This is a genomic window from Pseudidiomarina aquimaris (genome assembly GCF_003987395.1).
GTDB lineage: Bacteria > Pseudomonadota > Gammaproteobacteria > Enterobacterales > Alteromonadaceae > Pseudidiomarina > Pseudidiomarina aquimaris.
In genome coordinates, this window is sequence record NZ_PIPT01000010.1 from 81260 (window position 1) to 108169 (window position 26910).

Here is a 26910-nt window from a genome sequence, read left to right on the forward strand (position 1 = left end):
TGGTCCTAATGACCGCCTTTGTCGTGGCACCTAAAACTGCACTCGCAGCGGATGCAGCGGGGTTTGCCGACTATGTCGAAAAAATCAAAGCGGAAGCAATCGATAAGGGCTATAGCGAGGACACCTTAGCCAAGGCGTTTGCGAATGCAAAATTCTATGAACGCTCGGTCAGTGCTGACAAAAATCAACCCGAATTTAAGCTAACACTCGATACTTACTTGCCACGTGCGGTACCTGAGTGGAAAGCCAAACAAGCCGTTGAGAAATATAACGAACACAAAGAGTTACTTGAAGAAGTAGGTGCCAAGTACGGCGTGCAGCCACGCTTCATCGTTGCGCTGTGGGGAATTGAGACGAACTTTGGCGGCTACACCGGCGGTTTTGACGTAGTGTCAGCGCTAACGACTATGGCCTACGAAGGTCGTCGTGAAGAATTCTTTAAGAACCAATTATGGCAAGCGCTTACCATCATTGAAGAGGGCCATATTGACGTTGAGCAAATGAAAGGCTCTTGGGCAGGCGCGATGGGGCAAACCCAATTTATGCCAAGTTCGTTTATGGCTTACGCAGTGGACTACGATGGCGATGGTCGTAAAGACATTTGGAATTCAATGGGCGACGTTTTCGCTTCAGCGGCAAACTACCTGAAAAATGCTGGCTGGCGTGACGATGTGACTTGGGGGCGCCAAGTACAGTTACCGGCAGATTTCGACACCTCGTTGGCTGAACTGAAGAACAAAAAGACCTTGGCTGAATGGCAAGCTCTCGGCATACGTACGATGGAAGGGGAAGATCTTCCGCGCCGCGCTGATATCAAAGCTGGCTTAGTGATCCCGGATGATAAGGAAGGTCGCGTTTATTTAGCTTATGCGAATTACGACGCGTTAATGCGTTGGAACCGTTCGCATTACTTTGTCGCGGCAGTAGGTTACTTGTCTGACCGAATTCGCTTCCCGCGTTAATCTTGCCTTGAATGATGCTTCAGCGTCCGTCGAAAATCGTTTGTGTGGGCCGCAATTATGCGGCTCATGCGGCTGAATTGAATAATCCCATTCCCAGTGAACCGCTGTTATTTATAAAACCTCCCAGTAGCTGGGCGGTTCTGCCAAAGATTGCAATTCCTACGCAGCAAGGTGCCTGCCACCATGAGCTTGAAATCGCTGTTCGTATCGCCCAGCCGTTACGTCGTGCGACCTTGCGAGAGGCTCGTGAGGCTATTGATGCCGCAGCGTTAGCACTCGATCTCACCTTACGAGACGTGCAAGATAAGCTTAAGCAACAAGGCCAGCCGTGGGAGCGAGCGAAAGCTTTCGACGGTGCCTGTGTCATGGCACCGTGGATGGAATTTTCAAACCTCGACGTGCAACTGGAGCAGGTACAGCAGAGCACCTTTGTGTTGCGTCGCAATGGTGTTGAGCAGCAACGAGGCGACGCACGTCAGATGCTGATGCCGATTGCCGAGTTGGTGGCCCATATAAGTCATGTCTTTAGCCTAGAAGCAGGTGATGTGATTTTGACTGGAACCCCTGCTGGCGTGGGGCCTCTCACTCCGAGAGATATGCTTGAGCTAGAGTGGCAAATCGGTTCGCACTCCGAAAAGTGGTCAGGACAGGTCATTAAAAATGACTGAAACACCGTTTTGGGAGCGGAAAAGCTTCGATGAGATGAGCCATGAAGAGTGGGAGTCGCTGTGCGACGGCTGCGGTAAATGTTGTTTGCACAAGCTTATCGATACAGATGATGTCGATGAAACGATTCACTATACCGATGTCAGTTGTGTCCTTCTCGATACGGAAACTGCACGCTGTAGTAACTACGCAGAGCGAACCAAGCATGTTCCGGATTGTGTCGTTATCACGCCCGAGAATGTTCACGATCTTGGCTATATGCCGCCTTCATGTGCCTATCGACGCTTGGCGGAAGGTCGCGGCCTAGCCAGTTGGCATCCGCTACGCAACGGTGGTTCACAAGCGGCCATGATCGCTGCCGGTATCAGTGCGGCGCAGTGCGTGCAAAACGAAGACGAGGTCCATGAGGACCTCGAATTACGTATCGTGACTTGGCCGTTAAACGACAGCGATTAAATCGAACGGAATTTTATTAAGCGACTGAAGAGCACGACGATACCGACCCCTGCATAGCTAGCGAAGATAATTCGCATCCATTCCGGCATACTCAAACCAGCAAACTCCCAGCTAATATCACCACACAAGCCGGTGGCACTGAAAACTTCAGGAAACCAGCGGTGCAAGGCTAACCATTTCGGGAAGTTCGGAAAGGTGTCGCACACGGCGAAAAACGCATTAGCCGATTGTTGCGTTGCGACGTGTTCATTGGCGATTAAAAAGCCCCAAATCGCTGCGGTCAGCCAGCCGGCGAAGCCAACTAAACGGACGAGTCCTAACTTCGGTGCAATTAACGGTAAAATCGCGGCAACGCCGATCATCAAGATGGCAAAACGCTGATAAATACACTTCACACAGGGCTCAAGACCCATTTCGTATTGCATGTAGAGGGCGGTGGCAAATAATCCAAACGCCGTGGCAGCAAGTAATGCCCAGGCCGCACGTTGTTCGGGTAACTTAGCTAGAAAGCGCATGTTCTGACTCGTTCTTTTTCAGGCTTTAAACAAAGGGTTGCGTCAAAATAGCTAAGCTGAGGCCAGAAGTCGATAGATTTCTGTAAACAGAGTGCGACAAAACTTGTCCGACCATTGGAAACCCTGATAAAATCCAAGCTTGTTTTGATTTTAAAGCAATGTGAGTAACGTGGCCATTTCGGCGGCGTACAGACAAGAATAGGCCAATGAATGATCATTAAGGCACAAAGCCCAGCTGGGTTTGCAGAAGAATATATCGTTAAATCGATTTGGAATGGGCATTTCGCCCCGGGCACGATTTTGCCTGCAGAGCGCGAGTTATCAGAACTTATTGGCGTCACCCGAACGACCTTACGTGAAGTCTTGCAACGCTTGGCGCGCGACGGTTGGTTGACTATTCAGCATGGCAAACCTACGCGGGTGAATAACTTCTGGGAAACTTCTGGCCTTAATATTCTCGAAACATTGGCACGCCTTGACGAAGACGGCATGCCACAGCTTGTGGACCAGCTATTGTCAGCACGTACCAACATCAGTGCTATCTATATTCGCGGCGCTGTGCGCAATGCCCCCGATCGCGTCGCTGAGTTGTTAGAGGAAGCTGAAGGGTTAGAAGACTCGGCTGATGCATTTGCTGATTACGACTACCGCTTAAACCACGACCTTGCAATGGCCTCTGGAAATCCGATTTACGTGTTGGTGCTAAATGGCTTCAAAGGTTTGTACTCACGTATCGGTAACTTCTATTTCTCAAACCCTGAAGCACGCAAGCTTGCGCGCAAATACTACGCTGACTTGAAAGCTGTTGCGACCGAAGAAAAACGTGACGAAGCAGCGCTGCTTGTGCGTGATTATGGCTACGCTTCAGGCCGCATCTGGCATAGCATGCGCGGAGACATTCCAGCCAACCTCGTAGAATGATGTAGATAAAGAACCACCTCTGTAAAATGGTGGTTCTTTGATTGCGACTTTCTACTACTCGGGAGTCACGATACACCGACTGCCCTCTGCATTACACTCCATTGTCGTTTGTGAACCGATTAAGAATATAAGCAGACTTTGCATTCTCATGTAATTATAACTGCCAGCTCCCCCTGTAAATGAATATATGGTATCGCTTACGTCATCTTCGGAATCTGGTATTAAGTTACCGTCAGAATCAACAGATGAATTCGACAAATAGGACATCGCCAGATAATCATCTTCTCGAAGAATGAGTGAATTAGTTACAAATTGAGCGATTGAGCCGTCATCAAATTTAAAAATGATTCTTAACTGGAAGAGCTCAGCGGCATCGTCTAAACCCAAACTCTTTGTAATTGTATTTAGTAGCTTATTCAAGAAGTTGGATGTTTTATAAATGACCGAATTATCGAATTCATAAGTATAAAAGTAGTCGTACAGGTCGTGTTGTGCAGCAGGGGTATTTACAACGTCGTAAGCAGACTCAATAACTGTAGCTGGAACGTTTACTGGTATAACCGCGGTTCCTCCTCCGTATTCTGCTGCTAGAGCTAGATCTGACGAAGCCAATTCACTTTTTAATGATTGGAAATCGTTAAATAATTCCATTTCGGTTGTCGTTGGAGTCACATTTTGCCCACCCACGATTTGAAGAGATGGTAATCCCGGCTCATAATTTCTGAGGACTACGTAGGAGCTTACTGAGTTAGAATGAAAGTCAACAACACGAAAATTCTGATAATCGGTCATGCTTGAGTCGACTGCGTTAACTATACTCTGTTCTCTTTGATAGCTACTGCATCCATTACAAACCACTGTTTCCTCGGTAGATGCGTAGACGTTATCGCTGAATAGTCCGAGTGCTGCGCTTATGGAAATTGCGGTCGATAAAATTATTTTTCTTAATGACATATTAAACCTTTTTTGTCTTGAAAATTGATAGAAAATAAACTTTAATAACAAAAAAGCAAAAAAAAACAAGGGGTTATTAGCGTGCCTGTAGCGATTGCAAGCGAAAGAAGAGCGATGTTTGGAGTGATTCTTGCACCTTTGGCAATAGTCATTTTTGTAATACTCAACTATAAGGTTTTTGGTTATTTTCCGCCATTTATCCGTACGTTTGAAAATTACCCTTACTTATTGGTTGGAACACTTAGTATTGGATTTGGAATAATTGAAGGTACGGTTTGGTATTTGTTTGCAAAGTCTGAAGCAAATAACAATGGCGCATCAGGCAAGCTGATACAGAGGGTAGTAATATCTTATGTCGCGGTAACTTTAGCTGCTTTCAGTTGGTTTGGAGCAATTTTATTCATTGGTACGTCGGGCGTAAAATTTGGTCAGGAGTTTTGGAAATTTAGCATTGATTCTTTCATGCTCTACACATGGGCGATTTTATTTTTAATAAGGTGGGGCATCCAAATTTTCATGTCCTTCGTCATGATAAAGTTTGGTAGGAGTGGCTCTTGGGTTCGACTCATTGGTTTTCTTTGTCTCGGTACAGCGATCACCTATCTCAGTATCTTTTTGATGCCTATAGGCGCATATATTGGAACACCTTTACTGCTGCTAGCACTATGTAGATATTTTATGCTAGATAAGAAAAAACTATCTGCTTGCAACAACTCTGTTTCCTACTAACCCATAAAAAAGCCCGCTTTACGAAGCGGGCTTTTCTTTTCAGCAAAAAATATTGCTACGCGATTTAAGCGAAGTTTTTCGCTACGAAGTCCCAGTTCACCAAGTTCCAGAATGCGCTCAAGTAGTTAGGGCGCGCATTGCGGTAATCGATGTAGTAAGCGTGTTCCCACACATCTACCGTCATGATTGGTGTTACTGATTCATCAGTCAGAGGAGTTTCAGCGTTGCTGGTGTTGACGATAGCAACAGAGCCATCAGCTTTTTTCACCAACCAAGTCCAACCAGAACCGAAGTTACCGGCTGCTTGTGCGTTGAACTCTTCTTTGAATTTGTCGAAAGAACCGAACGCAGAGTTGATAGCGTCAGCTAGTGCACCAGTTGGCTCGCCACCGCCATTTGGGCTTAAGCAATGCCAGTAGAACGTGTGGTTCCAAACTTGCGCAGCGTTGTTGAATACGCCACCTGAAGAAGACTTGATGATCTCTTCAAGTGATTTGCTTTCCATGTCGGTGCCTTTCACAGCATCGTTAAGCTTGGTTACGTAAGCGTTGTGGTGCTTACCGTAATGGTACTCAAGCGTCTCTGCAGAGATATGCGGTTCTAGTGCATTTTTTTCATAAGGTAATGCTGGTAATTCAAATGCCATGTCTAGACTCTCCATTCATTGTTCTTGTGAATTTATTGAATTCGCTCTCATTTTACCATTGAAAACGAATCTTGCAGACTCAATATACTCAGATTGAGGCAGAAAAGATTATTTCAAGGGTAGTAGGCAATTATTTAATTGTCATTACAAAGGCCAATCGTCGGGTTGATATACTGCATTTGCCTGGTTGACTATGTTAAACTTGCTGTCTTGAAAACATGATCCGGCATTGCCGAGAATGCCTATTGAAGTGAGGATGAAAGCATGGAAACTGTAGAGAAAATTAAGCAGCAGATCGCTGAAAACCCGATTCTGTTGTATATGAAAGGCTCACCAAAATTACCAAGCTGTGGTTTTTCATCACAGGCTTCACAAGCATTGATGAGCTGCGGCCAGGCATTTGCCTATGTCGACATTCTACAGAATCCTGATATCCGCGCAGAACTGCCTAACTATGCAGACTGGCCGACATTCCCGCAATTGTGGGTAGAGGGTGAGCTTATTGGTGGTTGTGATATCATTCTTGAAATGTTCCAGAAGGGTGAACTGCAAGAACTTATTAATGAAGTTGCAGAGCGTCATCCTGCACCTTCTGAAGAGTAAAACTTTTAACGTTAAATTCTTTTAGTTAAAGCAACAAAAATGGAGAGTTAACATGGGTGTATTAGTAGGCCGTAAAGCTCCTAATTTCACTGCAGCAGCAGTTTTGGGAACTGGTGAAATCGTTGAAGACTTCAACTTGCATGAGCAAATCAAAGGTAAGAAAGCGGTTGTTTTCTTTTATCCACTTGATTTCACTTTCGTGTGCCCATCTGAGTTGATCGCGTTTGATCACCGCTTAGAAGAGTTCAAAAAGCGTGGCGTAGAAGTAATCGGTGTTTCTATCGATTCACAATTCACGCACAACGCATGGCGTAACACTGCTGAAGCTGACGGCGGTATCGGTGAAGTGAAATACCCACTGGTTGCTGACGTGAAGCACACTATCTGTAAGTCTTACGACGTTGAGCACCCAGAAGCAGGCGTTGCTTTCCGTGCGTCATTCTTGATCGACGAAGACGGCGTTGTTCGTCACCAAATCGTGAACGACCTACCATTAGGCCGTAACATCGACGAAATGATTCGTTTGGTTGACGCGTTGAACTTCCACCAGAAGCACGGCGACGTATGCCCAGCTGGTTGGAAAGAAGGCGACGAAGGTATGAAAGCTGACGCTAAAGGCGTAGCTGATTATCTTTCTAAAAACGCAGGTAAGCTGTAAAGACGAAGAGCGTTGTTAGCTATTTGCTATTCGCTGTTTGTTTGAATAATGAAGGGCCGCCCAGATGGGCGGCCTTTTTTGTTGGCTAAAACAAAATAATGGTGTACATTGTACATTATCTATTAAAGGGAAATGGTTATGTGTCACGGAATGACATTTATTGAGACTTCGGTGTTTACGAGGCAGATCAAAGAACTAGCATCGGATGATGATCTCAGGCGGTTACAAGAAGTGCTTATTGCTTTGCCAACTGCTGGGGCTGTAATCCCGGGTACGGGTGGGCTTCGGAAAATTAGAGTGGCGTTAGGCGCTCGAGGTAAGCGGGGAGGCGTTAGAGTTATCTATTACCTCGCGGATCGCGACTTTGTTTATCTGCTTTTAGCGTACGCGAAATGTGTGAAAGAAAACTTAAACGAAGCGGAGAAATCCGTCCTCAAGTCGCTGGCAAAACAATTGAAGGAGGCCCATCGGTGAATATGTTTGATGATTTAAAATCTTCGTTGGAAGAGGCTGTCGAAATAAGCAAAGGTGACGTTAAGGCTTCGCGTCAGGCAAACTATAAAATAGCTGATGTAAAAGCGATTCGCAGTCAATTACAGGTTTCGCAAGTTGATTTTGCGCATGCGCTGGGAATGAGTGTTGATACGGTTAAAAGTTGGGAGTCGAAGCGGCGTAATCCCACAGGGCTTGCCGCTAAGGTACTTTTGACTATTGAGGAGGAGCCTATTCTTTATCACGCGTTAGCTCAGCAATCATTGGATAAAGCGTAGGTGACGGCGGCGTTGGCGTGTAATTCGGTGGTGTCGTAGAGTGGTACTGTTGTATCTGTGGGCTTGATGAGCATGCCGATTTCGGTGCAGCCGAGAATGACCGCTTGCGCGCCTTGTTGATGCAAGTCGTCGATGATGTCGAGATAGGCTTGCTTTGACGCTGGTTTGGTCACGCCCAAGCATAATTCTTTGAAAATCACTTCATGTACTGTATTTCTTTGGCTTTCGTTGGGCGCGAGCACGTTGACGCCTTGTGCTTCGAGGCGTTCGCGGTAAAAAGCTTGTTCCATGGTGAATTTGGTGCCGAGTAGTCCAACGGTGGTAATGCCATCGGCTTTTAATGCGTCAGCGGCTGCATCGACGATATGCAATAGCGGAATAGTTACAGCTTTCTGTACCTCTGGAGCGACTTTGTGCATGGTATTGGTACAAATAAGCATAAAGTCGGCGCCGGCGGCCTCGAGTGATTGAGCTGCTTTAACCAAGATATCTGCGGTGCCTTGCCAATCGCCTTGATGTTGAAGTGGCTCGATTTCAGCGAAGTCGACACTGTTGAGAAGAACCTTTGCGGAGTGCAAGCCTCCCAAACGGTCACGAACCCCCTCATTGAGAAGTCGATAGTAAGTTTGTGTGGACTCCCAACTCATACCACCGATTAAACCGATTGTTTTCATCTTGCTCAAATACCTTGTTCTGGTTACATTGCCTCAGCTTAGGGCGCACTTGTTGCGATTGCAATCGCCATCAAAATAAGGAGAGTTCATTGTTAGTTCCATTGCAAAGAGACGACTACGCGTTGGTGTCAGGCTGGTTAGCGGACCCTGAAGATCACTTCAAGGTGTGTGGTAATGCTTTTAGTTACCCATTGAAACGTGAGGTGTTTGAACTCTTTTTTGTCGAAAGCGGGGGTGATCCTGATGTGCGCTTGTGTTTCAAATACTGTGTCGATGGTAAGGCGGTGGGAATGGTGCATTTCACGCGCATCGACCGCAAAAACGACTTTGGTCATATCGGCGTGGCGATGGTGAACCCTCAGCTACGCTCGGCAGGGCATGGAAAAGCGATGTTTAGTGCCATACTCAAGCTGGGTTTTGAAGAGCTGAACTTTCATCGTATTGACTTAAATGTATTTGAGTCAAATGACCGAGCTCTGCGCTTCTATCGTGAGGCCTTTGGTTTTCAAGTCGAGGGACTCGCGCGCGACACCATCAAAAAGGATGGCGAATATCAGGGCTGGTATACCTTGAGCCTACTCAAGCCTGAATGGGACGCTCGACAATGACGGATGTGAGCCTGCGTAGATTTCGCGATACTGATGCGGACGCACTGCGCAGCCTATTAACCGAAACCGTGCGACAGATAAACCAGCGTGATTACACAGCGGCGCAAATTGCCGCGTGGGCACCGGAAGATTACGATCGCCAAGCATGGCTTAAACGCTTGCAGCAAAACCAACCAATTATTGCCGAAGTAGACGGTGTGATCGCAGGCTTTGCCGATGTGCAAGCTGACGGCTATATCGACCATTTCTTCTGCAGCGCAGCTAAGCGAGGTCAAGGCGTTGGACGCGCGCTGATGGAACATCTACTCGCCCATGAGTATCCACGTTTTTATGCCAACGTAAGCATCACCGCACGGCCTTTCTTTGAGCGTTTCGGCTTTCGCTTAGTGCGGGAACAGCAAGTTCTGATTCGTGGCGAAACGTTAACCAACTACCTCATGGAAAAATTACTCTGACCAAATCGCATATTCGTTGCCACTTGGGCAAGTGAAATGAAAACGGCGGCCGCCGGGGAATTCAAATATGGGTTTGATCACGGTGCCGCCAGCTTGTTCTACCTGTTGTTGGGCTTGCTCGAGCTCAGTGCTGTACAGCACTACCAGTGCGCTGCCGTTGGCGGTCGTGGCTTTAAGTTCGGAGCGGTAAAAGCCGCCATCAAGACCAGCGCCTTGAATCGCTGCGTAATCAGGACCGTAGTCGACAAAATTCCAGTTAAAGGCGTCACTGAAGAACTTTTTCGTAGCTTCGATGTTTGTTGCTGGTAGCTCAACGTAATTAATTGATACACTAGCCATCCGGTTGTATTCCTTTTAGCGTTCGTTAATAGCCTGAGTATAGCCGTGGACTTCGATTAATTGCAGCACACACAGAGGTTTTATGCCTGAGTCGGCAGGAAAACGCTTAAATAAGTTTATCAGCGAAAGTGGTTTTTGCTCGCGACGCGAAGCGGATCGCTTTATTGAACAGGGTGCCGTTACTATTAATGGCAAGCCTGGGGTACTGGGCGATCAAGTGATGCCTGGTGACGAGGTAAAGGTTAATGGCCGTAATATCAAGCCTACCGATAAAGAGAAATTTGTCTTTATTGCGCTGAACAAACCCGTCGGTATTGTCAGTACCACAGACTCTGCTGAGCCCAAAAACATGGTCGATTTTGTCGGCCATAAAAGCCGCATTTTTCCGATCGGACGTCTTGATAAAGACTCATCGGGTCTGATTTTTCTGACCAGTAACGGTGATCTCGTCAATAAAATCTTGCGCGCCGGCAATAAGCACGAAAAAGAGTATGTGGTGACGGTGGATCGGCCTATTACGCCTGAGTTTATTAAAGGTATGGCCGGTGGCGTACCGATTTTGGGCACCAAAACGAAAAAGTGTAAGGTGCGCCAAGAGTCGCAATTTACCTTCCGAATGATATTGATCGAAGGCATGAACCGACAGATCCGTCGCATGTGTGAATACTTTGGCTATGAGGTGCGTAAGCTCGAGCGCGTGCGAATCATGAATGTGACGCTAGGGCGCTTGCAACCTGGCCAGTGGCGCAATCTGACGGATAGAGAGATGGCTGAATTGATGAAGTCGATTGAGAACTCGTCGTCGGAAGCGCCAGAAGGGCATCGGCGCCGCAAGCCACCACAGCGTGTTAAAGAAAAAGTCGGCCAAGGTGGTCTGAAACCTGCGCCCCGTGGTAAACGAGCTGAAGGCAAGGCGGGCGAGTCGCCGTGGTCACAGTCGCGCCATGCGAAAAAGCCAGAAGAAACAGGCGCAAGGCGCCGTAAGTTAAAGCTTAATAAGCCCGCCGACGATTAATGAAAAGGGCGTTTTATAACGCCCATGCGCGAAATCGTTTCGCTTTGATCTTATCGTTGTTGATCAGGGCGAGTGCGTGATTCACTTTTGTTGATTTCACCGCGACGTAGGCCCATTGTGCCTGCACTTTGATCTTGCCGATGTCATCCACATTGAGTTTTTTGTCACGGGTTAACGCGCCGACGATATCGCCCGGGCGTAGCTTGTGTTTTTTCCCGCCATTGATTTGCAATGTTACAAAATCAGCCGTTAATGGCGGCACTGACGTGTTCAAGGTTGGTAGTTCTAACAGTTTGATAGGCGCTGCGAGGGTATCTTCCAGCAAACGCATCTTGTAATCGTCTTTTGCACCGATAAGCGTAACCGCAAGACCTTCGGCACCCGCGCGACCAGTTCGACCGATACGATGCGTGTGGGTGGCAATATCGTGTGCCATACCTACGTTGATCACCAGATCTAATTCGGCAATATCAAGACCGCGGGCAGCGACATCGGTAGCGACAAGAATACGGCCACTTCCATTACTAAATTGCACCATGGTCTGATCGCGGTCTTTTTGTTCCATATCACCGTGCAGGGGCAGCGTACTAAAGCCTTTACTTTTAAGAGCAGCGGCAATGTTTTGGGTTTCAACTTTGGTGTTGCAGAACACCATGCAGTTGCCTGGCCGCAGATCCAACAAAAGTGTGCGCACAGCTTGCGCCGGCGCAACGTCACCGAGTTCATAAAAGCGTTGCTGAATGGACGTTTGCGTTCGGCTCGCTGCCACCTTGATGATTTCGGCGTTGTTGCACACTTCTTTGGTTAATTGCCGAATACCTTGCGGGTAGGTAGCACTAAACAGCAGCGTCTGCCGCTCGCTTGGCGTTTTTGCGATAATACCGGCAAGCTCATCCTGAAAGCCCATTTCAAGCATACGATCGGCCTCATCAAGCACCAGTGCGTTCACTTGTGACAGACTCAAGCGCTCAGCTTGTATATGATCGAGTACTCGACCTGGCGTACCGACAAGTACATGGGCACCATGTTCCAGCGACGCGGCTTGAACTTTTGTGGGCGCACCACCGCACAAGGTTAATACTTTGACATTGCCCATGACCCTTGCCAGCTTACGAATCGCCTCTGCGACTTGCTCAGCGAGTTCGCGTGTAGGGCACAGTACCAGCGCTTGCGGCGCAAAAGATTCGGTATCGAGTTTACTCAATAAGCCCAAAGCAAAAGCTACCGTTTTGCCTGAGCCAGTCTCTGCTTGCACAACCACATCTTCACCACGCAATATTTTCGGCAAACTATAGGCTTGCACCTGCGTCATCTCGGTGAGGCCTGCCTCCGCAACCCCATTTTGAAGGGCTGGAAGAAGGCTAAGTTCGGTAAATGGTTTGGCGGTCGACATGGCAAAGCAACTCTTGCTAAAAAATGAGCGCGGAGTATAGCAGAGCCATGCCAAAAGTATTCATTTTAATCGCATTGCCGGCTGACAATCATTATTAGTTGAGTACTACTCCAAGGCCCGCATGCGCAGTTCCGATGTTAAACGGAGATCACAACTTTGCCCATCGCATCACCACTTGCCAGTCGTTGATGTGCTTCGTTCGCTTGCTCGAGCGTATACGAAGTACTATCCAGCACTGGTTTCAATTCACCGTTATCAACCAAGGTGGCGAGCTTTTGTAGAATTTCGGTATGTGCTTCACGGCCGATATTGTGAATCATTGGTATCAGCATGAAGACGACGTGTAATGACAAGCCTTTGACGTGCGCTAAGGTAAGATCGAGTTCCACCATGGAAACGGTGGAGGCTATGTGACCATTGAGTTTTGCGGCGGCAAAGGAGTTCGCCATATTCGCGCCACCCACTGAGTCGAAAATAACATCGAAGCCCTTACCGCCGGTATGCGCAGCGACATAGTCATCAACCTGTTCTGTTTTATAGTCAATGGCTGTTGCGCCAAGCTTTCGAATCAAATCCAATTTTTGGCTGCCATGTCCTGTTGAAAAAACCTCCGCTCCAAAATGATTTGCTAGTTGTAGGGCAATATGTCCCACACCGCCAGAGCCACCGTGCACTAAGACTTTTTGGCCGGCAGTGACGCCTGCACGGGTAAGTCCTTCGTAAGCGGTAATACCAACAAGTGGTAGAGCTGCTGCTTCACGCATCGACAGTGAACGCGGTTTGTGCGCAATTAGATTCACATCAGCGACAATGTATTGGGCGAGGGTACCTGGTAAATCGCCTAAGCCGCCGGCACAGCCGTAAACTTCATCACCGACTTGGTAGCCCTTAACATCGCTTCCTACCGCTTCGACCACGCCAGCAAAATCCATGCCTAGCAAGGCGGGGGTATTCGGCGCAAAAGGTAGGTCTGGACCAGCGTCACGAATTTTCAAATCGACCGTGTTGACGCTCGAGGCCTCGATCTTTACCAGCACATGCCCAGGTTTTGGTAGTGGCGTATCGAGCTCAGCCAAAACCATTTCTGCACCATTGCTATAATCTTTAACAACCATTGCTTTCATAGGGTTCTCCTTAAAATGAAACTTTGTTCAGTCGAAGGAAAGTATAAGAGCTATCATTTGCGATGATAATTGCTATCATTATGGAATTACTTTTTAGATTTTGTTGATAATGAACATCGAACACCTTGAGCTATTGGTTCGCATCGCGAGCACTCACAATATCAGTCAAGCCGGTGCCGAGCTGGGCCTCTCACCAGCGGTCGCAAGTGCTCATATCGCGCGTTTGGAGAAGGACCTTGGCGTCCGACTCCTGCACCGAACAACACGTAAGGTTGCTTTAACGCAAGATGGCGCAGCATTTCTTCAGTATGCCGAGCAAATTATTGCCAGTATTAATGCGGCTAAAGCCGCGGTGGGAATTGGAAATTTACTGCCGAGTGGGCGCATTAGGTTAGCGGCACCAGCCTCGTTTGGGCGGATGCATATTGTACCAGCGCTGCCCGATTTTCTCGCTCAGTATCCCGATATCTCGATCGATTTAAAACTGTCCGACACCATGGTCGACTTGGTCGAAGGCGGTTTTGATCTCGCGATTCGCAATGCGGAATTACCGGATTCGAGTTTCGTGGCGCGCAAAATTGCCACTGATAGACGTGTGGTATGTGCTGCACCTGCGTACCTAGAACGATTTGGGACTCCACAGCAGCCAAGCGATCTCACTGAACATAATTGCATTACATTGGGCGGACATGATCACTGGAACTTCAACGAGCAAGGCAAAGTGACGACCGTTAAGGTTCACGGCAATCTCAGTACCGATAATGGCGAGGCCTTGCGCGATGCTTGCAAGAGAGGCATCGGACTCACCATCAATTCACGCTGGAGTGCCTATCAAGATCTCGCCAGTGGTGCGTTGGTCGAGTTACTGCGTGACACTCCTCTAGCGAGTCGAACCGCAATTTGGGCGGTGTACCCTAGTTCAAGACAATTGGCGCCCAAAGTACGGGTGCTGATCGATTATTTGTTGCACTATTTTGGTGAGACGCCCTATTGGGATTCTGAAGTATCTTGATTTTTGTAGACGGTTAGTCTAATTTGTGCGCATGACTTCTATTCAGCCTATAAAACGACGTCGTGGACGTCCGCCCAAAGATGCGAGCGGGCACAATGAAATTCGGCAGCAACTCGTTCGAGCGGGTGTTGAGCTGCTGACTGAGGCCGGCTATTCGAGTACCGGCTTAGATGCCATTTTAAAACGCGTACAGATCCCGAAAGGCTCGTTTTATCATTACTTCAAGAGTAAAGAAGCCTTTGGTGAGGCACTCATCGCCAATTACAACAGCTTCTTTAAAGCCAAAATTTCCAAGCACCTCAAAGCAACTCAGGAGCCCTTGCATGGGTTCTTTGCGTTTGTTGACGACGCAGTTGCGGGACTTGAGAAGTATCATTTTCGTCGCGGGTGTTTAGTTGGCAATTTAGGGCAAGAGCTAAATACGTTGCCAGTACATTATCGGCAACTACTCATTGAGGTGTTCGGCGAATGGCAAAGCCTCGTTGCTGATTACTTAGCGACCGAGCAGAAACTTGGGCATATTTCCGCAAACCGTGATTGCCAGCGAGAAGCTGCACTATTTTGGACAGGTTGGGAGGGGGCAATCCTCCACGCAAAGCTTCAGCAGAGCGCCGAGCCTATGCGGCAATTTAGTGATTATTTTGCTGCTACCTTACAAACCTAATTTTTATTTTAATTAAATTAGACGATCGGTCTAATAAAGGAGATCCACTTATGAAAGCTATCATTATCGAGAAACAGGACGATCAACAGACTACGACCTTGCGAGAGGTTGGTGACGAACTACTTAGTGCTGGCGATACGCTGATTGAGGTAGAGTATTCTGGTTTGAATTACAAAGATGCCTTGGCGATTTGTCACAAACCAGGCGTTATTCGCAAATGGCCAATGATTCCAGGGATTGATTTAGCGGGTACCGTAAAAAGTTCTGATGACAGCTCTTTTAAGCCAGGTGACAAAGTGCTGCTCAATGGTTATGGCGTCGGCGAAGTCCATACCGGTGGACTTGCTCAGCAAGCAAACGTTAAGAGTGAGTGGCTCGTACGGTTACCAAAAGGAATAGATGCAGAACAGGCCATGGCGATTGGCACGGCAGGTTATACGGCAATGCTATGTGTATTGGCACTTGAAGAGCAGGGCATCACCCCCGAAACCGGAGAAGTTTTGGTAACCGGAGCCGCCGGAGGCGTCGGTTCTGTTGCGATAGCGATACTCGCCAAGCTAGGCTACTCAATTACCGCCGTTTCTGGGCGTCAGGAATTGAAAGATTATTTGCAGCGACTTGGTGCAAAAACAATCGTATCGCGTAGTGACTTTGAAGGAAAAGTGAAGCCCCTAGATAAAGCCCGTTTTGCCGGTGTGGTTGATGTTGCTGGCTCTACCGTCTTGGCAAACGCTATAGCGCAAACTGAGTATGGTGGCGTCGTAACAGCTTGTGGGCTTGCTGCTGGTATGGATCTGCCGACTTCCGTTGCACCTTTCATATTACGTGGGGTAAAGCTCATCGGTATCGATAGCGTCATGGCGCCCATGAGCAAACGTGTAGAAGCATGGCAGCGTTTAGCGCGAGATCTTGATCTATCATTGCTCAAAGAAATGACGCATGTTATTGGCATGGGCGACGTAAAGGAAACAGCTCAACATCTTCTTGCTGGCCAACTTCGCGGTCGTACGGTGGTCGATGTCAATCGCGATTGAACTAGAGTGTAAAGCGTGGCTTAAAAAAATCGATAAAAGCACTAATGCGTGAGGAAAGCGCTGTATTTCGATAGTAAACCGCGTTTACCTGTTCGCGAGGATTATTTTCCATGCGGTTGGTGTCGGTGAGCACGGGAACCAGCTTGCCGGCACGGATGTCGTCAGCGATCATAAAGTTAGATAGGCACGCTAGCCCCGTCCCTTCGAGGGTCAGTCTGCGTATCAACTCACCGCTACTGACAGCGATATCCGGTGGAAGATACAGGCCTCCATCGAGGGGCCAGGTATTGAGTTGTTCAGTTTGCATGAAACCGATTTTAGTGTGATTTTTGAGATCGCTACTTTTTTGTGGTTTGCCATTTTTGCTCAAATAGTGCGGGCTTGCGACAATGTGCAATTTAGAGCGTCCTAAGGGAGTTGCGTGTAACGAAGAGTCTTCAAGTGCGCCAATTCGAATTGCAACGTCGACTTTACGCTGAATAAGATCGATAAAGCCTTCAGAGGCGGCAAGCTCGAGCTTAATATCTGGGTAAATTTCCCGGAATTCGCGCACATGCGGCGCTACCTGATGGATCAAGAATGGTGTTGCGGCATCAATACGTAGCAATCCCTGAGGTTTTTGTTTGCCCTCGATCAGCTTATGTTCAGCGAATTCAAGCTGTTCAAGAGCAGGACGCACTAAGGTGAGGTAGGTTTGCCCCTCATTGGTGAGTTCAATCCGACGTGTTGTGCGAGTAAAAAGATCCTCGCCTAAGCTTTTTTCGAGTCGCTTGATGGCACGTGAACATTGTGCCACTTCAATCTCAAGTAGGTGAGCAGCTTCCGTGAAGCTTCCCGCATCGGCAACTGCAAGAAAGATTTCAATATCACTTGACTTAGCGCGCATCAGGTCGCCTTTTATTGTTAAAAATGCAAAAGTGTTTTCTAAATACTAGCGTTTTTCGCATTAAAAACAAAACGCAAAATAGCCTCCACTAACTCAGGAGGACTATTTATGCCTATTGCATTATTCGCATTAACGCTGAGTGCCTTTGCCATTGGCACGACAGAATTTGTAATCGTGGGCCTCGTCCCAACCATTGCCGAGAGTCTCGGTGTCTCATTGCCATCCGCAGGACTGTTAGTAAGCCTTTATGCCGTCGGGGTTGCCGTTGGAGCGCCAGTTTTAACTGCACTTACCGGCAAATGGAATCGCAAAGCAGTATTATTATGGTTAATGGCGTTGTTCATAGGCGGTAATCTACTTGCTTGGCAAGCTCCAACGTATGAAACCTTAATTGTCGCGCGATTGCTCACCGGACTTGCTCACGGCGTTTTCTTTTCGATTGGCTCAACAATCGCAACTAGTCTTGTTGCGAAAGAGAAAGAAGCCAGTGCGATTGCCATTATGTTTACAGGACTAACTGTCGCGTTGGTAACTGGCGTACCTTTAGGAACTTGGATTGGGCAGAGTTTTGATTGGCGGACTACGTTCCTAGCGGTCAGTTTGCTTGGAATTATTGCTTGGATTGGAAGTGCTTTTTTGATTCCGGGCAACCTCAAACAAGCTCAGCCGGCGAGGCTACGCGATCAAGTTCAAGTTTTGACCCACCCTCGACTTTTACTGGTTTATGGCATCACCGCGTTGGGCTATGGCGGCACATTCACAACTTTTACATACTTAGCGTCAATTCTAGAAGATATTTCGGGCTTTAGCGCTGGTGCGGTAAGTCTTCTTATTCTGGCATATGGACTATCGGTTGCTGTCGGTAATATCTACGGTGGTAAGCTCGCTGACAAGTTGGGGCCGATTAAAGCACTGACAATTATCTTTGGTGGGTTGGCTCTTATCTTGGCAGTATTTTACTTCTCTGCACATAACTCGTGGACAGCACTACTGACGATACTGGTGTGGGGAGGCTTTGCCTTTGGAAACGTACCTGGTTTGCAAGTCTATGTAGTGCAATTGGCTGAAAAGTATACGCCAAAGGCGGTTGACGTTGCGTCTGGGCTAAATATCGCCGCATTCAATGTTGGCATTGCCATTGGCGCCTGGCTCGGGGGGCATATTGTGGCCGGTCTCGCACTTATGGATACAGCATGGATAGGAGCCATGATTGTCTTAGTGGCGCTGGTTTTGACGAGGCTCTCTGGGCGACTTGAGCAACAGAAAGTCGCTGCCGGGACTACTTAATTAGCACCTTAAAATTTAGATCGACCGAAGGTGATGTGCTTCGGTCGATTTGACGTGCCAGCGGTTTTAAAACTGTAGTGCTTAGCTAAAATGTCGTAATCTAATGTCATGTAACGCATTCATATGGCGAAGGAATAGCGATGATAGGTGTTTTGATCGAGTTTGATGTAGTGGAAGGTAAAGAGCAGGCGTTCATCGACGCTTGGGAGCGCACCACAGAGATAATTTATCAACGATTTGGCAGTCTTGGCTCGCGTCTACACAAAGAAGCTTCTGGGCTTTACGTGGCTTATGCACAATGGCCGAACAAAGAGCAATATCAAGCCGAGCATATTTGGTCTGAGGCTGATGCGGCTGTGCGTGCTGAAATGCGCAACACTCTTGTTGCAGGCAAGCCAAAGTCGGTCCGTGTGCTCGGTGTGGTATCTGACTTATTGAAGTCGGATGTGGCGCGCCTCTCCTAACAGGTATCTACGCGCCGTTGCTGGGCTAGCGGGCTTGTGCGCACCCAACGGAATAAATACATGATCACCAATTTGGTTATGGCACTGGTAGTAGCCAAAACGAGTAGTGGCCAACCATCCGCAAAGCCCATCGTTAGCGCAAACGCAATCGTTGATACATCCATTAGTAAAATGAATTGGCTCATTCGAATATTAACCGCGCCGGTGCTGCCGGAGTTATAAATCAATTTGATTTGGTGGTAATAGCCCTGGGCGATCATCACCGAGATCACAATAATCAGCGTGGTTGAAATGTAACGCCCCTGGTCTGCAATCGTCTTCCCCAAACATAAGCCAATCGTTGCCAGGCCAATCAGCGTTAAGGCTACTGTGAAGGTGACGAACGAAGTCTTTGTCTTGCGGTCACGCCATATTTCAAAAAGAATCATGCCGACGAGCAAGGCGGCTGTTAAGCGCGGCCATACAATGTAATGGTTAAATGGAGAAATCGAGTAGCCGTAAACAAAAAATGAGAGATAGGCGAGGAAACTAACGGAAAACTGATTTAGCGATAATAGCAAAGTCGCTTCGCCGGTTGAGGTGTTTTGTTGTTTTCGGTCCCAGATTGTTTTCAGCTGAGCATATACGCCAATAAGGCTAACGACGATAAGGATGGAATTGAGTAAGCCGGTAAAAGTGTAGAGGTTCATCAAAGTAGATCGTTGTTAATTTGTCGACAATATACCGTTTAAATAATCAAATAGTTAATCAATAAGTCTTATTGTTGGTATAATTGTCGACAATACGCGGTCCGCTTTGCATGTCATTAAGGCGTGCCAGTGAAACTATCCGCAGTTAGGACCCATCACCTCTTTTAACTGCGATAACACCTTATGCATGGTGTTGCGATCATAACTGTAATGGTCACCTTCAAGGGCAATGTGTAAGGTCGGCTTGGAATAACCTTGTTGCTTGAGGTGTTCTTCGATTTGCAAAGCCATGTCGTACGAAGGCCATATCTGGTCTTGCTTACTTGAAACCAACGTGACCGATCCTTGAATCTGCTCAACCGGAATCCGGGCTGCGTCGATGTCGGCGGGTGAAGCTTCAGCCAGGGCATCGTTGAAGGCGTCGACGTACTCGCCGGTGATCATGCCCGAAAGCATGTCAAAGGAGACTAACGGCGCGTCGATATAGGCTAAGGGCTCACCGTTTAAACGCCACCCTGATTGGCTGGACGGGCTTTTCACCGCATTCCAAGCAACGTGGCTAGGGAAGGCTGCGACGATATGATTGGCGGTATCAAAGTGACTACCTAGCAGTAACGCCAGCTCGGCGCCTTTGGAAAAGCCGAGAAGAACAACGCATTCATCTTTAACTGCCGGGTCAGCTGCCAGTAGGGCAATCCTCTCATTAATCGCCTCTAACGAAAGCTCTCGCGGTTTATCGGGCGTATTTTCTGTGCCGAAATAGCCAAGTGAAGCGACGGAAAAACCGTAATCATGATAACGCTCGAGCAAGGGCTTCATTTGTGGTGCAGCAAAATAATTTCCACCGTCGCTGCCACCAAGCAACACCACCAACGGGTGCGCTTGCTCATCGTTGATATAGAGCTTGTGTAAATCGGGAGCTGGCGCCTGACTGCAGGCCGCAAGAAGTCCCACCAAGAGGGTTGGTGTAATTAACTTTTTCATGGTTGTTCCTCAGTTTTAAGAGTTTTAAGAGTTTTTAGGGGAATGCACTACATCTTTAAGTGCCGTTTTAGTTCGCGGGCGCCGTTACGACTGGTGAGCACCTCTAAGTCCGAATGTATAAAGCGCAGCAGCAAACGACCATTGAGCCAACGTTCGACTTCGCTAAGCCGATAACGATTGACAATGGCACCACGATGAACCCGCAAGAAATGGGGCGGTAGTTGGTCAGCTAACTGTTTGAGTGTGTGCTCGAGCGGGTAGACCTGTGAACCGCTGTGCGCAAGTTGTATACCGTCTTGGGTGACAATGGCATCAATGGCTTCGACTTTAAGCGGGCGCGCACGTTGGCCAACGTGACTGATGAGTTCTTGCTGCGTCTGTTGAAGTTGTTTTACATGAAGCTTTTGTGCGGCGCGCTCGAGGGCTAGCTGCAAACGATTACCGTCGAGGGGTTTAAGAACATAGTCGGCGGCGGCTTCAGCAAAGGCATCGACGGCATAGCGGCTGTGTGCGGTGGTAAAAATGACCTCGCCGGTAAAACCTTGTGCGTTCAGCGTCGTGAGCACTTCGATACCGTTCATGCCTGGCATATTGATGTCAAGCAGAACGACGGCGGTGGCAGACTTATTTAGGGTCTCTAGTAGTGCTTGCCCAGAATTTAATTCGGCGACGATCTGCCACTCCGAGAGGCTGGCCAGCAGCTGTCGCAGTTTCAGGCGAGCCGCTTGTTCATCGTCGACAATCACAATGCGTTTAGTCATGCTCGGCCTCCAGTGCAATAGAAATCACCGCCCCGTGGTTATTCATGAGCTGGTACTCTGCATTGCCGAGCAAACGTAAACGTTGCAGCGTTGTGGTTAAACCGACACCTATGCCAGAGCGGTGCTCCTGAGTGCGAAGTATCTCGTCGGGAAAACCCGGTCCGTTATCGCTCACGCGGAGGTAAAGCTTATCTTCACTTGTCGTACAGTTGATAGCTATGGTGATAGGAAGTTGCCGCGCATGCTTAATCGAGTTTTCAATAAGTGGTTGCAGTAAAAACGGCGGCAACTGCCAGTTCAATGCGTCGTCATCAACATTGAGCCCAATGCGGAGATCATCCCCCAAGCGGGCCTGCTCAATGTTAAGCCATTTTTGCAGTACCAATAGTTCATGCTTCAAGCTGATGGTTGCTTGGTTGTCGGTATCCAAGCTATGCCGCAGCACACTGGCAAGATCTTGGGTCAGTTGCTCAGCTTTCTGTGGATCAGCCACAATAAAGGCCGAGAGCGTGTTTAGACTGTTGAACAAGAAGTGCGGGTGCAGAGTTTGCTTTAACTGATTAAGCTCTGCTTGCTTACGTAATAAGCGTTCCGCTTGCAGGGTCTTGTAGGTGATGTAAGCACGATAAATGACGTAGGTTCCAACCGCCCAAGGTAGTGACATGAAAAAGGTATCGAGCCAGCCCAGTTGCATCGACGGATAGATCAACGACAGGGTAAAGCCCCAGAAACGGTATCCAAAATAAAAACAAAGCAACCACACCGGTAGCGCCTGCACGGTTTTATGCAATTTGAGCTTTTTTAGTGAGAAGAGGGCGACTGACAAGGGCAGCCAAAATAGCAACACAATTGCGATGCCGCCGGCAAGCAAGGCTTCGCTTATGCCGCTTTGACCACGCTGCCACCAGTCGACAAAGGTGATGCTGGCACTAAGAAAAGCGAGACCACCAAGGGCAATAAAATATTCTTTTCGAGTCAGTTGTTGCATAAAGCTTCGCAGTTGTCCGAATCAATAGTGCCATTATTGAAAGGACAACCGGAACTGTCACTTACTTTCTGCGTGAATGGTCGAAATAAGTGAGTGAGTGGTAGCTGCTAAAGAGCAACTTGACTTTAAAAGATGATTTTACAATACTTGAAGTACGACTCACCCCTCACGGCAGACATTTCAATGGTTGCAGTTTGGGGCGGAAAAACCGCCACTTAGGCGGTTTTTTCATTTTTGCATAAGGAAAGTGCATGAAACCAATCATTTATGTCGATGGATACAACCTATTTTATGGTTGTTTGAAAAACTCGCCCTACAAATGGCTCGATTTGTATAAGTTATTTGCTCAGCAGATACTGTACGCTCAAGATCCTCTCGCAAAGCTATACCCCTCATATATTCAAATAATAAAAGGGTCCTACTCACTTGAGCGCGCTCGTTTGCCTCTTTTCAGGAATCCCCCCGACAAAAATCAAAGTGTCGAAGTGTGGAAGCTAGAGGAGAAGGAAACCGATGTGAATATTGCGCTTACTTCCTACCGAGACGTTGTCAGAGGGGCGGCCGAGGTGGTCGTTTTTGTCTCCAATGATACTGATCTGACGCCAGCGCTGGCAGCAATAAGAGAGGACTTTGGTGAAAAGCTAAAGATAGGCGTCATTATTCCGGTACGAAAGGGAGATTCGGGGCGTCCCGCCAACGCTAGATTGAGTCTTTATGCTGACTGGACGAGAAAATATATCACTCCGGAAGAATTGCTTGCAGCACAATTACCTTCACTAATTCCAACAGGCAAAAAGCCGATTAACAAACCAGGCTACTGGTGAAATCCTATCTTTTTGCAGTAAAGACCTGAATCGTATCGAGTGCTGGGCCTTTGGTGTCGGTCGTGCCGCCAATGACAAAGATCTCGTTACCGAATGTCACCGCGGTATTGTGGCGACTCGCTTGGTACGGCAAATCAGCCGTTGACCATTGCTGCGTAGCGAAATCAAATACCAGCGCTTGATCGAGCTTACTGTAATTGCCGAACACGTAGAGCTTGTCGCCATGCACCGCAACGGAGTGAGCGCTGGTTGCTGATGGCATGTCAGGCATGGCTTGCCACGTATCGGTCGCAGGGGTGTAACAGTCGAAGCGAGCAAACGTATTTTTGTGGTTGTAGCCGCCCACGGCACAAAGCTGGTCACCGTAGGTAAAAACTTTGGTGTCGCGCGCATCGGGTAAGTCAGCGCGGCGGTTGAGTTGCTCATTTGCGAAATCATAAGCAGTCACCAACGACATTGCATGAAATTCACCGTTCCCACTGGCATCGGTCTCGAGTTTGGAGCCACCCACCACAAAGATGTGTTCGCCTAGGCGCGCCGCGCTGTTGAGTCGGCGGGGCAGGAGCATCTTTGTGCGACTAACTTTGCGTGTACGGGTATTAAAAATCTCAATCGTTGGTTCGATTCGATAATGCCCTTCATGCACACCCACACCACCAAAAATGTAAATTAACTCATTACCATCCCACACGGCTGAACCATAGCGCCGTGGCAGCATGCGGACGGGCAGCACGGTTGAGATCTTGGTGACGGGATCAATACGTTCGATATTACCGATAAAGCCATTTTCACTTGCGCCACCAAACACGTAAATCGCCTCGTTATCTGCCACCGCAGCATGGCCGAAGCGTGCATAGTTTAGCGTTGCTGATTCTGGTTCAGGCGCTGGCGCTTCGGGTGCGCTGGCACAGCCAACTGCAACAAGCACAACAACAACAACACTGAAGAGCGATTTGATTGACGTTAGCGGGGGAGGCATGGTGATTCCTTATTAGTTTTTACGCTTTCCTTATTAACCTCAAGCCTATACAGGCTCACTTTTAATGTAAACATAAAGTTGAAAAATGGGAGCGCGATGATTACCCTTAACTGGAGTGGTAATGAAAGGCACCGATGTTAAAGCAAAGCAGGTCTGGAGGTGAAAATGAGTAACGACTATTTTGTACGGAAATCTTCAGGTCGTTTGCTTGGCGGTGTCTGCGCTGGCATAGCTAGCTATTTTAAGGTCGATAAACTCGTCGTACGATTGCTCACCCTGCTTTTATGTTTCTTTGCGCCGGCATTAGTTATTTCGTGCTATGCCGTTGCTTGGCTGCTGATCCCCCTAGAGCCAAAATGGGACTTTGAAAAGCGTGTTTTCTACCGCCTCCGCAAAGACAGCGCTAAGGTTCCACTTTTCAAATCGTCAGACAGCGTGTTTCTCGGTGTTTGCAAAGGTCTTGCCTATAAACTCAATGTCAATCAGAACGGCCTACGGGTCGTATTTTTGGTAAGCTCACTTTGCTTAGGTCTCGGTGCTATTGTCTATTTTGTTTTTGCCCTATGTATGCCGTACCGGAGTGATTACGAGATTAAGCTTATGAAACGTATTGAAACCTTACGGTCGTGACTTTGTGAGTTTCGAGTCTATGCTGGTATTCACAATGTCTTTGCTAGTCTGATTCAAAATATACCCGACAAACCCACCATAAACGTCGACTAATGCATGCAACGTAATTACCACCCACAGCGACTCGGTCAAAATGAAAATTACACCGAGAACCAAGCCAATTACGCCGGTGCGCAGCACGTTCGTCCACCCTTGGTAAAGGTGGCAAATGCCAAATAGCAGACTGCTGACGACGAGACTTGCGGACACGCCGACTTCATGACTCATTACACCGATTAGAAAACCTCGAAACAGTAGTTCCTCGCAGACGCCCGCAGATATCGACAAACCTGCTGTAAACCACTGAAGCTCGCGTTTATTAGTTGGCAACATCCAGTCGTGGCTTTGTGCCGCTTGGCGGTATTGGTCGCACAGCTCGGCGTTTTTTGAGAGCGAGGTTGCCGAGTAAAGAAAGTAAATCGCGATGGCTCCCACGAATCCGATTCCGAGCCAATTAGCGAGGTGACCTTGCCATTTAAGTCCTAGGGTCGTAGCTGAAACTTCACCGTATGCAACCAAAGCCAGTAAAAGCAAGGTTGGCAACCACATAAAAAGCATCGCTTCTTGATAGGCTCGCACGCGTGTTTTCGTTCCGGAGAGTACCGCATTTTTTACGCGGTCGGCTTCCCATAGACTATAAAGTGGCATGGCAATAATACTGGCTAACATAAGCCATTCAGTTGCTTGAAAGATCATAAATACTCCGCACTAAGTAGGTTTGGTCGTGTGTTAAGCCTATTTACTTGTAGTTAATAAATAAATGTATTAAAAATATATAAAAACTAAACTAAAGGTTTATAAGTGCTGCATCCCAGAGATCTGAGCATATTCTGTAAAGTTGCTGAAACCGGAAACATGTCGCGTGTTGCCGAAGCTGAGGCGAAGACGGTTATGGCGATCAGCAAGGTTATTGGCAGGCTTGAGGCCGAGCTCAACCAAGCTCTGTTCATTCGTACGCGGCGGCAATTGGTTCTCACCGAGTTCGGCATTGGATTTAAAAAGAAAGCCGAAGACTTTTTGGAGCATTACCAAGAGCTTAAGAACTGGGGGGAGCGTCACGAATCCACAGTACGGGGTGAGCTTCGGGTAGTATGTCAATCCAATGAGGTTATCACCGAGACCATAGTTCCATGGCTTGCCGAATTTTGCGAGCAGTACCCCGAACTTGGCATTGCGATTGACGTAAAAGAGTCGCTTATTGACGTTATTGATGATGATTTTGATGTTTTCTGGGCGGTAGGACCTTACTTGGGGCAGCGCTATCCAGGCTTAAAGCGCCGTACATTGTGGTCGTCGCCTTATGGGATTTACGCATCGCCAGCCTATTTAAAAAAGATGGGTACTCCAGAAACGCTGGCTGATCTCGAAGCGTACAACGTCATTGGCTATTTGCATAACCAGCCAAGCAACGTATTAGTGGCAAAGGATGAAAATGGACAGCCACACTATGTAACGCCGCAAAGCCAAATCAAAACCGTCGCCGGTCACATAGAGCTTGCCGAGGCCGGGCTTGGGCTTATCAATGCTCCCGCTACAACCCAAGCAATTCGTGACCTAGTGGATGACGGACACCTTTGCCCTGTACTCGAAGAACATTGGTGGGAGGGGGCAGAGGTCTACGCTTACTACCACCCCTCACGCCCGGTGCAGGCAAAGGTGCGAGCCTTTCTTGATTTCTTTGTCGCCAAGCGTGAGGAATGGGCGCTCTAAGCTAAAGCTCGATTTGATGTGACTCAGACCAAACGCGCACTTGTTCAAGAATACTCAAAGCACTGGCGCCAAAGTCGGTGAGTTGATAAGTGACTGCGATCGGGCGTTCATTCAATACGGTGCGCGTAACCATTCCACGGCTTTCCAATTCTTTCAGGCGCTGGTCAATCATTTTCTTGCTGGCGCCACCGAGCATCCGTGCCAGGTCATTGAATCGAACTGGCTCGTCTTTCAAATGATAGAGAATCGATCCCGTCCATTTACTGCCAATTAAGCGCATTCCTTTTTCGATCGCGCACGGCTCCAAGCATGGTTTCTCGACCGTTTTTCTTCCCTTACTATCTGTCTTTATTGAACTTTCCACTTCGAACTCGCTTTTGCTTAACAGGTTACCAAAAGTATACTAGTTGATTTTGGTTTTTTAGGCAATACCATACTCTCTATTGACTTTATTTTGCTTTAAGGAACCAA

35 protein-coding genes are annotated in these 26910 nt (G+C 48.0%); 20 read left to right on the forward strand and 15 right to left on the reverse strand.

Annotation, left to right across the window (positions count from 1 at the left end; all coding sequences use genetic code 11):
* Window positions 1-8: 8 nt before the first annotated feature.
* The 3 genes from CWE21_RS12240 to CWE21_RS12250 are packed head-to-tail and all read left to right on the forward strand — an operon-like array spanning window position 9 to window position 2084.
* A complete protein-coding gene (locus CWE21_RS12240; protein WP_420821132.1) occupies window positions 9-962 on the forward strand; it encodes a lytic murein transglycosylase in 954 nt (317 codons plus the stop codon).
* Between the two features lie 11 nt (window positions 963-973).
* Window positions 974-1630 (forward strand): fumarylacetoacetate hydrolase family protein, encoded by a 657-nt coding sequence (locus CWE21_RS12245; RefSeq protein WP_198675129.1) that lies wholly within the window; start codon window positions 974-976, stop codon window positions 1628-1630.
* Complete coding sequence (locus CWE21_RS12250; RefSeq protein ID WP_126834729.1) at window positions 1623-2084, forward strand: YcgN family cysteine cluster protein; 462 nt, start codon at window positions 1623-1625, stop codon at window positions 2082-2084. Before CWE21_RS12245 ends, CWE21_RS12250 begins: the two co-directional genes overlap by 8 nt.
* Here the strand turns inward: CWE21_RS12250 and dsbB are convergent.
* Entirely contained in the window at window positions 2081-2599 is a 519-nt protein-coding gene (gene dsbB, locus CWE21_RS12255; RefSeq protein ID WP_126834730.1) for a disulfide bond formation protein DsbB, read from the reverse strand. The two genes, CWE21_RS12250 and dsbB, sit on opposite strands and share 4 nt — an antisense overlap.
* Before the next feature lie 210 nt (window positions 2600-2809).
* On the opposite strand from dsbB, the gene fadR reads away from it, so the two are divergent.
* The gene (gene fadR, locus CWE21_RS12260) at window positions 2810-3520 is read left to right on the forward strand and encodes a fatty acid metabolism transcriptional regulator FadR (protein ID WP_126834731.1); all 711 of its coding nucleotides are present in this window, start codon (window positions 2810-2812) and stop codon (window positions 3518-3520) included.
* Window positions 3521-3574: 54 nt separating this feature from the next.
* On the opposite strand, the gene CWE21_RS12265 is transcribed toward fadR, so the two are convergent.
* Entirely contained in the window at window positions 3575-4312 is a 738-nt protein-coding gene (locus CWE21_RS12265) for a hypothetical protein (RefSeq protein ID WP_126834732.1), read from the reverse strand.
* Window positions 4313-4555: 243 nt separating this feature from the next.
* On the opposite strand from CWE21_RS12265, the gene CWE21_RS12270 reads away from it, so the two are divergent.
* Window positions 4556-5203, forward strand: coding sequence for a hypothetical protein (locus CWE21_RS12270; protein ID WP_126834733.1), 648 nt, complete (start codon window positions 4556-4558; stop codon window positions 5201-5203).
* A gap of 64 nt (window positions 5204-5267) precedes the next feature.
* On the opposite strand, the gene sodB is transcribed toward CWE21_RS12270, so the two are convergent.
* Entirely contained in the window at window positions 5268-5849 is a 582-nt protein-coding gene (gene sodB / locus CWE21_RS12275; protein ID WP_126834734.1) for a superoxide dismutase [Fe], read from the reverse strand.
* Between the two features lie 264 nt (window positions 5850-6113).
* On the opposite strand from sodB, the gene CWE21_RS12280 reads away from it, so the two are divergent.
* From CWE21_RS12280 to nadS, 4 genes are all read left to right on the forward strand, one after another.
* Window positions 6114-6452 (forward strand): Grx4 family monothiol glutaredoxin, encoded by a 339-nt coding sequence (locus CWE21_RS12280; RefSeq protein ID WP_126834735.1) that lies wholly within the window; start codon window positions 6114-6116, stop codon window positions 6450-6452.
* Between the two features lie 52 nt (window positions 6453-6504).
* Complete coding sequence (locus CWE21_RS12285; protein ID WP_126770773.1) at window positions 6505-7110, forward strand: peroxiredoxin; 606 nt, start codon at window positions 6505-6507, stop codon at window positions 7108-7110.
* Between the two features lie 150 nt (window positions 7111-7260).
* Complete coding sequence (locus CWE21_RS12290; RefSeq protein ID WP_241970298.1) at window positions 7261-7584, forward strand: type II toxin-antitoxin system RelE/ParE family toxin; 324 nt, start codon at window positions 7261-7263, stop codon at window positions 7582-7584.
* Between the two features lie 2 nt (window positions 7585-7586).
* Window positions 7587-7880, forward strand: a complete 294-nt coding sequence (gene nadS, locus CWE21_RS12295; protein WP_241970300.1) for a NadS family protein — start codon at window positions 7587-7589, stop codon at window positions 7878-7880.
* Here nadS and CWE21_RS12300 read toward each other — a convergent pair.
* Complete coding sequence (locus tag CWE21_RS12300; RefSeq protein WP_126834738.1) at window positions 7856-8554, reverse strand: aspartate/glutamate racemase family protein; 699 nt, start codon at window positions 8552-8554, stop codon at window positions 7856-7858. The two genes, nadS and CWE21_RS12300, sit on opposite strands and share 25 nt — an antisense overlap.
* An 89-nt stretch (window positions 8555-8643) precedes the next feature.
* Here CWE21_RS12300 and CWE21_RS12305 point away from each other — a divergent pair, with 89 nt between their 5' ends.
* The gene (locus CWE21_RS12305; protein WP_157982774.1) at window positions 8644-9162 is read left to right on the forward strand and encodes a GNAT family N-acetyltransferase; all 519 of its coding nucleotides are present in this window, start codon (window positions 8644-8646) and stop codon (window positions 9160-9162) included.
* Window positions 9159-9617, forward strand: a complete 459-nt coding sequence (locus CWE21_RS12310) for a GNAT family N-acetyltransferase (RefSeq protein ID WP_126834740.1) — start codon at window positions 9159-9161, stop codon at window positions 9615-9617. Before CWE21_RS12305 ends, CWE21_RS12310 begins: the two co-directional genes overlap by 4 nt.
* Here the strand turns inward: CWE21_RS12310 and CWE21_RS12315 are convergent.
* Entirely contained in the window at window positions 9609-9956 is a 348-nt protein-coding gene (locus CWE21_RS12315; protein ID WP_126834741.1) for a VOC family protein, read from the reverse strand. The two genes, CWE21_RS12310 and CWE21_RS12315, sit on opposite strands and share 9 nt — an antisense overlap.
* Window positions 9957-10038: 82 nt before the next feature.
* On the opposite strand from CWE21_RS12315, the gene rluF reads away from it, so the two are divergent.
* The gene (gene rluF, locus CWE21_RS12320; RefSeq protein WP_126834742.1) at window positions 10039-10971 is read left to right on the forward strand and encodes a 23S rRNA pseudouridine(2604) synthase RluF; all 933 of its coding nucleotides are present in this window, start codon (window positions 10039-10041) and stop codon (window positions 10969-10971) included.
* A gap of 13 nt (window positions 10972-10984) precedes the next feature.
* On the opposite strand, the gene dbpA is transcribed toward rluF, so the two are convergent.
* Together dbpA and CWE21_RS12330 are read right to left on the reverse strand one after the other, a co-directional pair.
* Entirely contained in the window at window positions 10985-12364 is a 1380-nt protein-coding gene (gene dbpA / locus CWE21_RS12325; RefSeq protein ID WP_126834743.1) for an ATP-dependent RNA helicase DbpA, read from the reverse strand.
* 137 nt (window positions 12365-12501) lie between these two features.
* Window positions 12502-13488: a zinc-dependent alcohol dehydrogenase family protein gene (locus CWE21_RS12330; RefSeq protein WP_126834744.1), complete on the reverse strand. Its 987-nt coding sequence runs from the start codon at window positions 13486-13488 to the stop codon at window positions 12502-12504.
* 109 nt (window positions 13489-13597) lie between these two features.
* Between CWE21_RS12330 and CWE21_RS12335 the strand changes: the two genes are divergently transcribed.
* Genes CWE21_RS12335 through acuI form a run of 3 tightly spaced genes read left to right on the forward strand, consistent with a single transcriptional unit; the run spans window position 13598 to window position 16198 of the window.
* Complete coding sequence (locus tag CWE21_RS12335) at window positions 13598-14500, forward strand: LysR family transcriptional regulator (RefSeq protein WP_126834745.1); 903 nt, start codon at window positions 13598-13600, stop codon at window positions 14498-14500.
* A 31-nt stretch (window positions 14501-14531) separates the two neighbouring features.
* A complete protein-coding gene (gene acuR, locus CWE21_RS12340) occupies window positions 14532-15164 on the forward strand; it encodes an acrylate utilization transcriptional regulator AcuR (RefSeq protein ID WP_126834775.1) in 633 nt (210 codons plus the stop codon).
* A 50-nt stretch (window positions 15165-15214) separates the two neighbouring features.
* Entirely contained in the window at window positions 15215-16198 is a 984-nt protein-coding gene (acuI, locus tag CWE21_RS12345; protein ID WP_126834746.1) for an acrylyl-CoA reductase (NADPH), read from the forward strand.
* 1 nt (window position 16199) lies between these two features.
* Here the strand turns inward: acuI and CWE21_RS12350 are convergent, their stop codons facing one another.
* The gene (locus CWE21_RS12350) at window positions 16200-17084 is read right to left on the reverse strand and encodes a LysR substrate-binding domain-containing protein (RefSeq protein WP_126834747.1); all 885 of its coding nucleotides are present in this window, start codon (window positions 17082-17084) and stop codon (window positions 16200-16202) included.
* Between the two features lie 108 nt (window positions 17085-17192).
* Here CWE21_RS12350 and CWE21_RS12355 point away from each other — a divergent pair, with 108 nt between their 5' ends.
* Both CWE21_RS12355 and CWE21_RS12360 read left to right on the forward strand, forming a co-directional pair.
* On the forward strand, window positions 17193-18371 hold the full coding sequence (locus CWE21_RS12355) for an MFS transporter (RefSeq protein ID WP_126834748.1): 1179 nt from the start codon (window positions 17193-17195) through the stop codon (window positions 18369-18371).
* A gap of 140 nt (window positions 18372-18511) precedes the next feature.
* Window positions 18512-18835, forward strand: a complete 324-nt coding sequence (locus tag CWE21_RS12360) for an antibiotic biosynthesis monooxygenase family protein (protein ID WP_126834749.1) — start codon at window positions 18512-18514, stop codon at window positions 18833-18835.
* Here the strand turns inward: CWE21_RS12360 and CWE21_RS12365 are convergent.
* The 4 genes from CWE21_RS12365 to CWE21_RS12380 all read right to left on the reverse strand — a co-directional run bounded on the left by CWE21_RS12365 (window position 18832) and on the right by CWE21_RS12380 (window position 22257).
* Window positions 18832-19524, reverse strand: coding sequence for a hypothetical protein (locus tag CWE21_RS12365; protein WP_126834750.1), 693 nt, complete (start codon window positions 19522-19524; stop codon window positions 18832-18834). The two genes, CWE21_RS12360 and CWE21_RS12365, sit on opposite strands and share 4 nt — an antisense overlap.
* 135 nt (window positions 19525-19659) lie before the next feature.
* Window positions 19660-20508: an acyl-CoA thioester hydrolase/BAAT C-terminal domain-containing protein gene (locus CWE21_RS12370; protein ID WP_126834751.1), complete on the reverse strand. Its 849-nt coding sequence runs from the start codon at window positions 20506-20508 to the stop codon at window positions 19660-19662.
* A 47-nt stretch (window positions 20509-20555) separates the two neighbouring features.
* Window positions 20556-21269: a LytR/AlgR family response regulator transcription factor gene (locus tag CWE21_RS12375; RefSeq protein WP_126834752.1), complete on the reverse strand. Its 714-nt coding sequence runs from the start codon at window positions 21267-21269 to the stop codon at window positions 20556-20558.
* The gene (locus CWE21_RS12380) at window positions 21262-22257 is read right to left on the reverse strand and encodes a sensor histidine kinase (protein WP_126834753.1); all 996 of its coding nucleotides are present in this window, start codon (window positions 22255-22257) and stop codon (window positions 21262-21264) included. The genes CWE21_RS12375 and CWE21_RS12380 overlap by 8 nt, the downstream gene beginning before the upstream one ends.
* Window positions 22258-22508: 251 nt before the next feature.
* Between CWE21_RS12380 and CWE21_RS12385 the strand changes: the two genes are divergently transcribed.
* A complete protein-coding gene (locus tag CWE21_RS12385) occupies window positions 22509-23081 on the forward strand; it encodes an NYN domain-containing protein (RefSeq protein WP_126834754.1) in 573 nt (190 codons plus the stop codon).
* Window positions 23082-23085: 4 nt separating this feature from the next.
* Here CWE21_RS12385 and CWE21_RS12390 read toward each other — a convergent pair whose 3' ends face one another.
* Window positions 23086-24060 (reverse strand): Kelch repeat-containing protein, encoded by a 975-nt coding sequence (locus tag CWE21_RS12390; RefSeq protein ID WP_126834755.1) that lies wholly within the window; start codon window positions 24058-24060, stop codon window positions 23086-23088.
* A gap of 165 nt (window positions 24061-24225) precedes the next feature.
* Between CWE21_RS12390 and CWE21_RS12395 the strand changes: the two genes are divergently transcribed.
* Window positions 24226-24690: a PspC domain-containing protein gene (locus CWE21_RS12395; RefSeq protein ID WP_126834756.1), complete on the forward strand. Its 465-nt coding sequence runs from the start codon at window positions 24226-24228 to the stop codon at window positions 24688-24690.
* On the opposite strand, the gene CWE21_RS12400 is transcribed toward CWE21_RS12395, so the two are convergent.
* A complete protein-coding gene (locus CWE21_RS12400; RefSeq protein WP_126834757.1) occupies window positions 24679-25425 on the reverse strand; it encodes a CPBP family intramembrane glutamic endopeptidase in 747 nt (248 codons plus the stop codon). The two genes, CWE21_RS12395 and CWE21_RS12400, sit on opposite strands and share 12 nt — an antisense overlap.
* A gap of 105 nt (window positions 25426-25530) precedes the next feature.
* Between CWE21_RS12400 and CWE21_RS12405 the strand changes: the two genes are divergently transcribed.
* Window positions 25531-26439 carry a LysR family transcriptional regulator gene (locus CWE21_RS12405; protein WP_126834758.1) on the forward strand — a complete coding sequence of 303 codons (909 nt, stop codon included), beginning with the start codon at window positions 25531-25533 and terminating at the stop codon, window positions 26437-26439.
* Between the two features lies 1 nt (window position 26440).
* Here CWE21_RS12405 and CWE21_RS12410 read toward each other — a convergent pair whose 3' ends face one another.
* The gene (locus CWE21_RS12410) at window positions 26441-26803 is read right to left on the reverse strand and encodes a winged helix-turn-helix transcriptional regulator (RefSeq protein WP_126834759.1); all 363 of its coding nucleotides are present in this window, start codon (window positions 26801-26803) and stop codon (window positions 26441-26443) included.
* Window positions 26804-26910 lie beyond the last annotated feature (107 nt).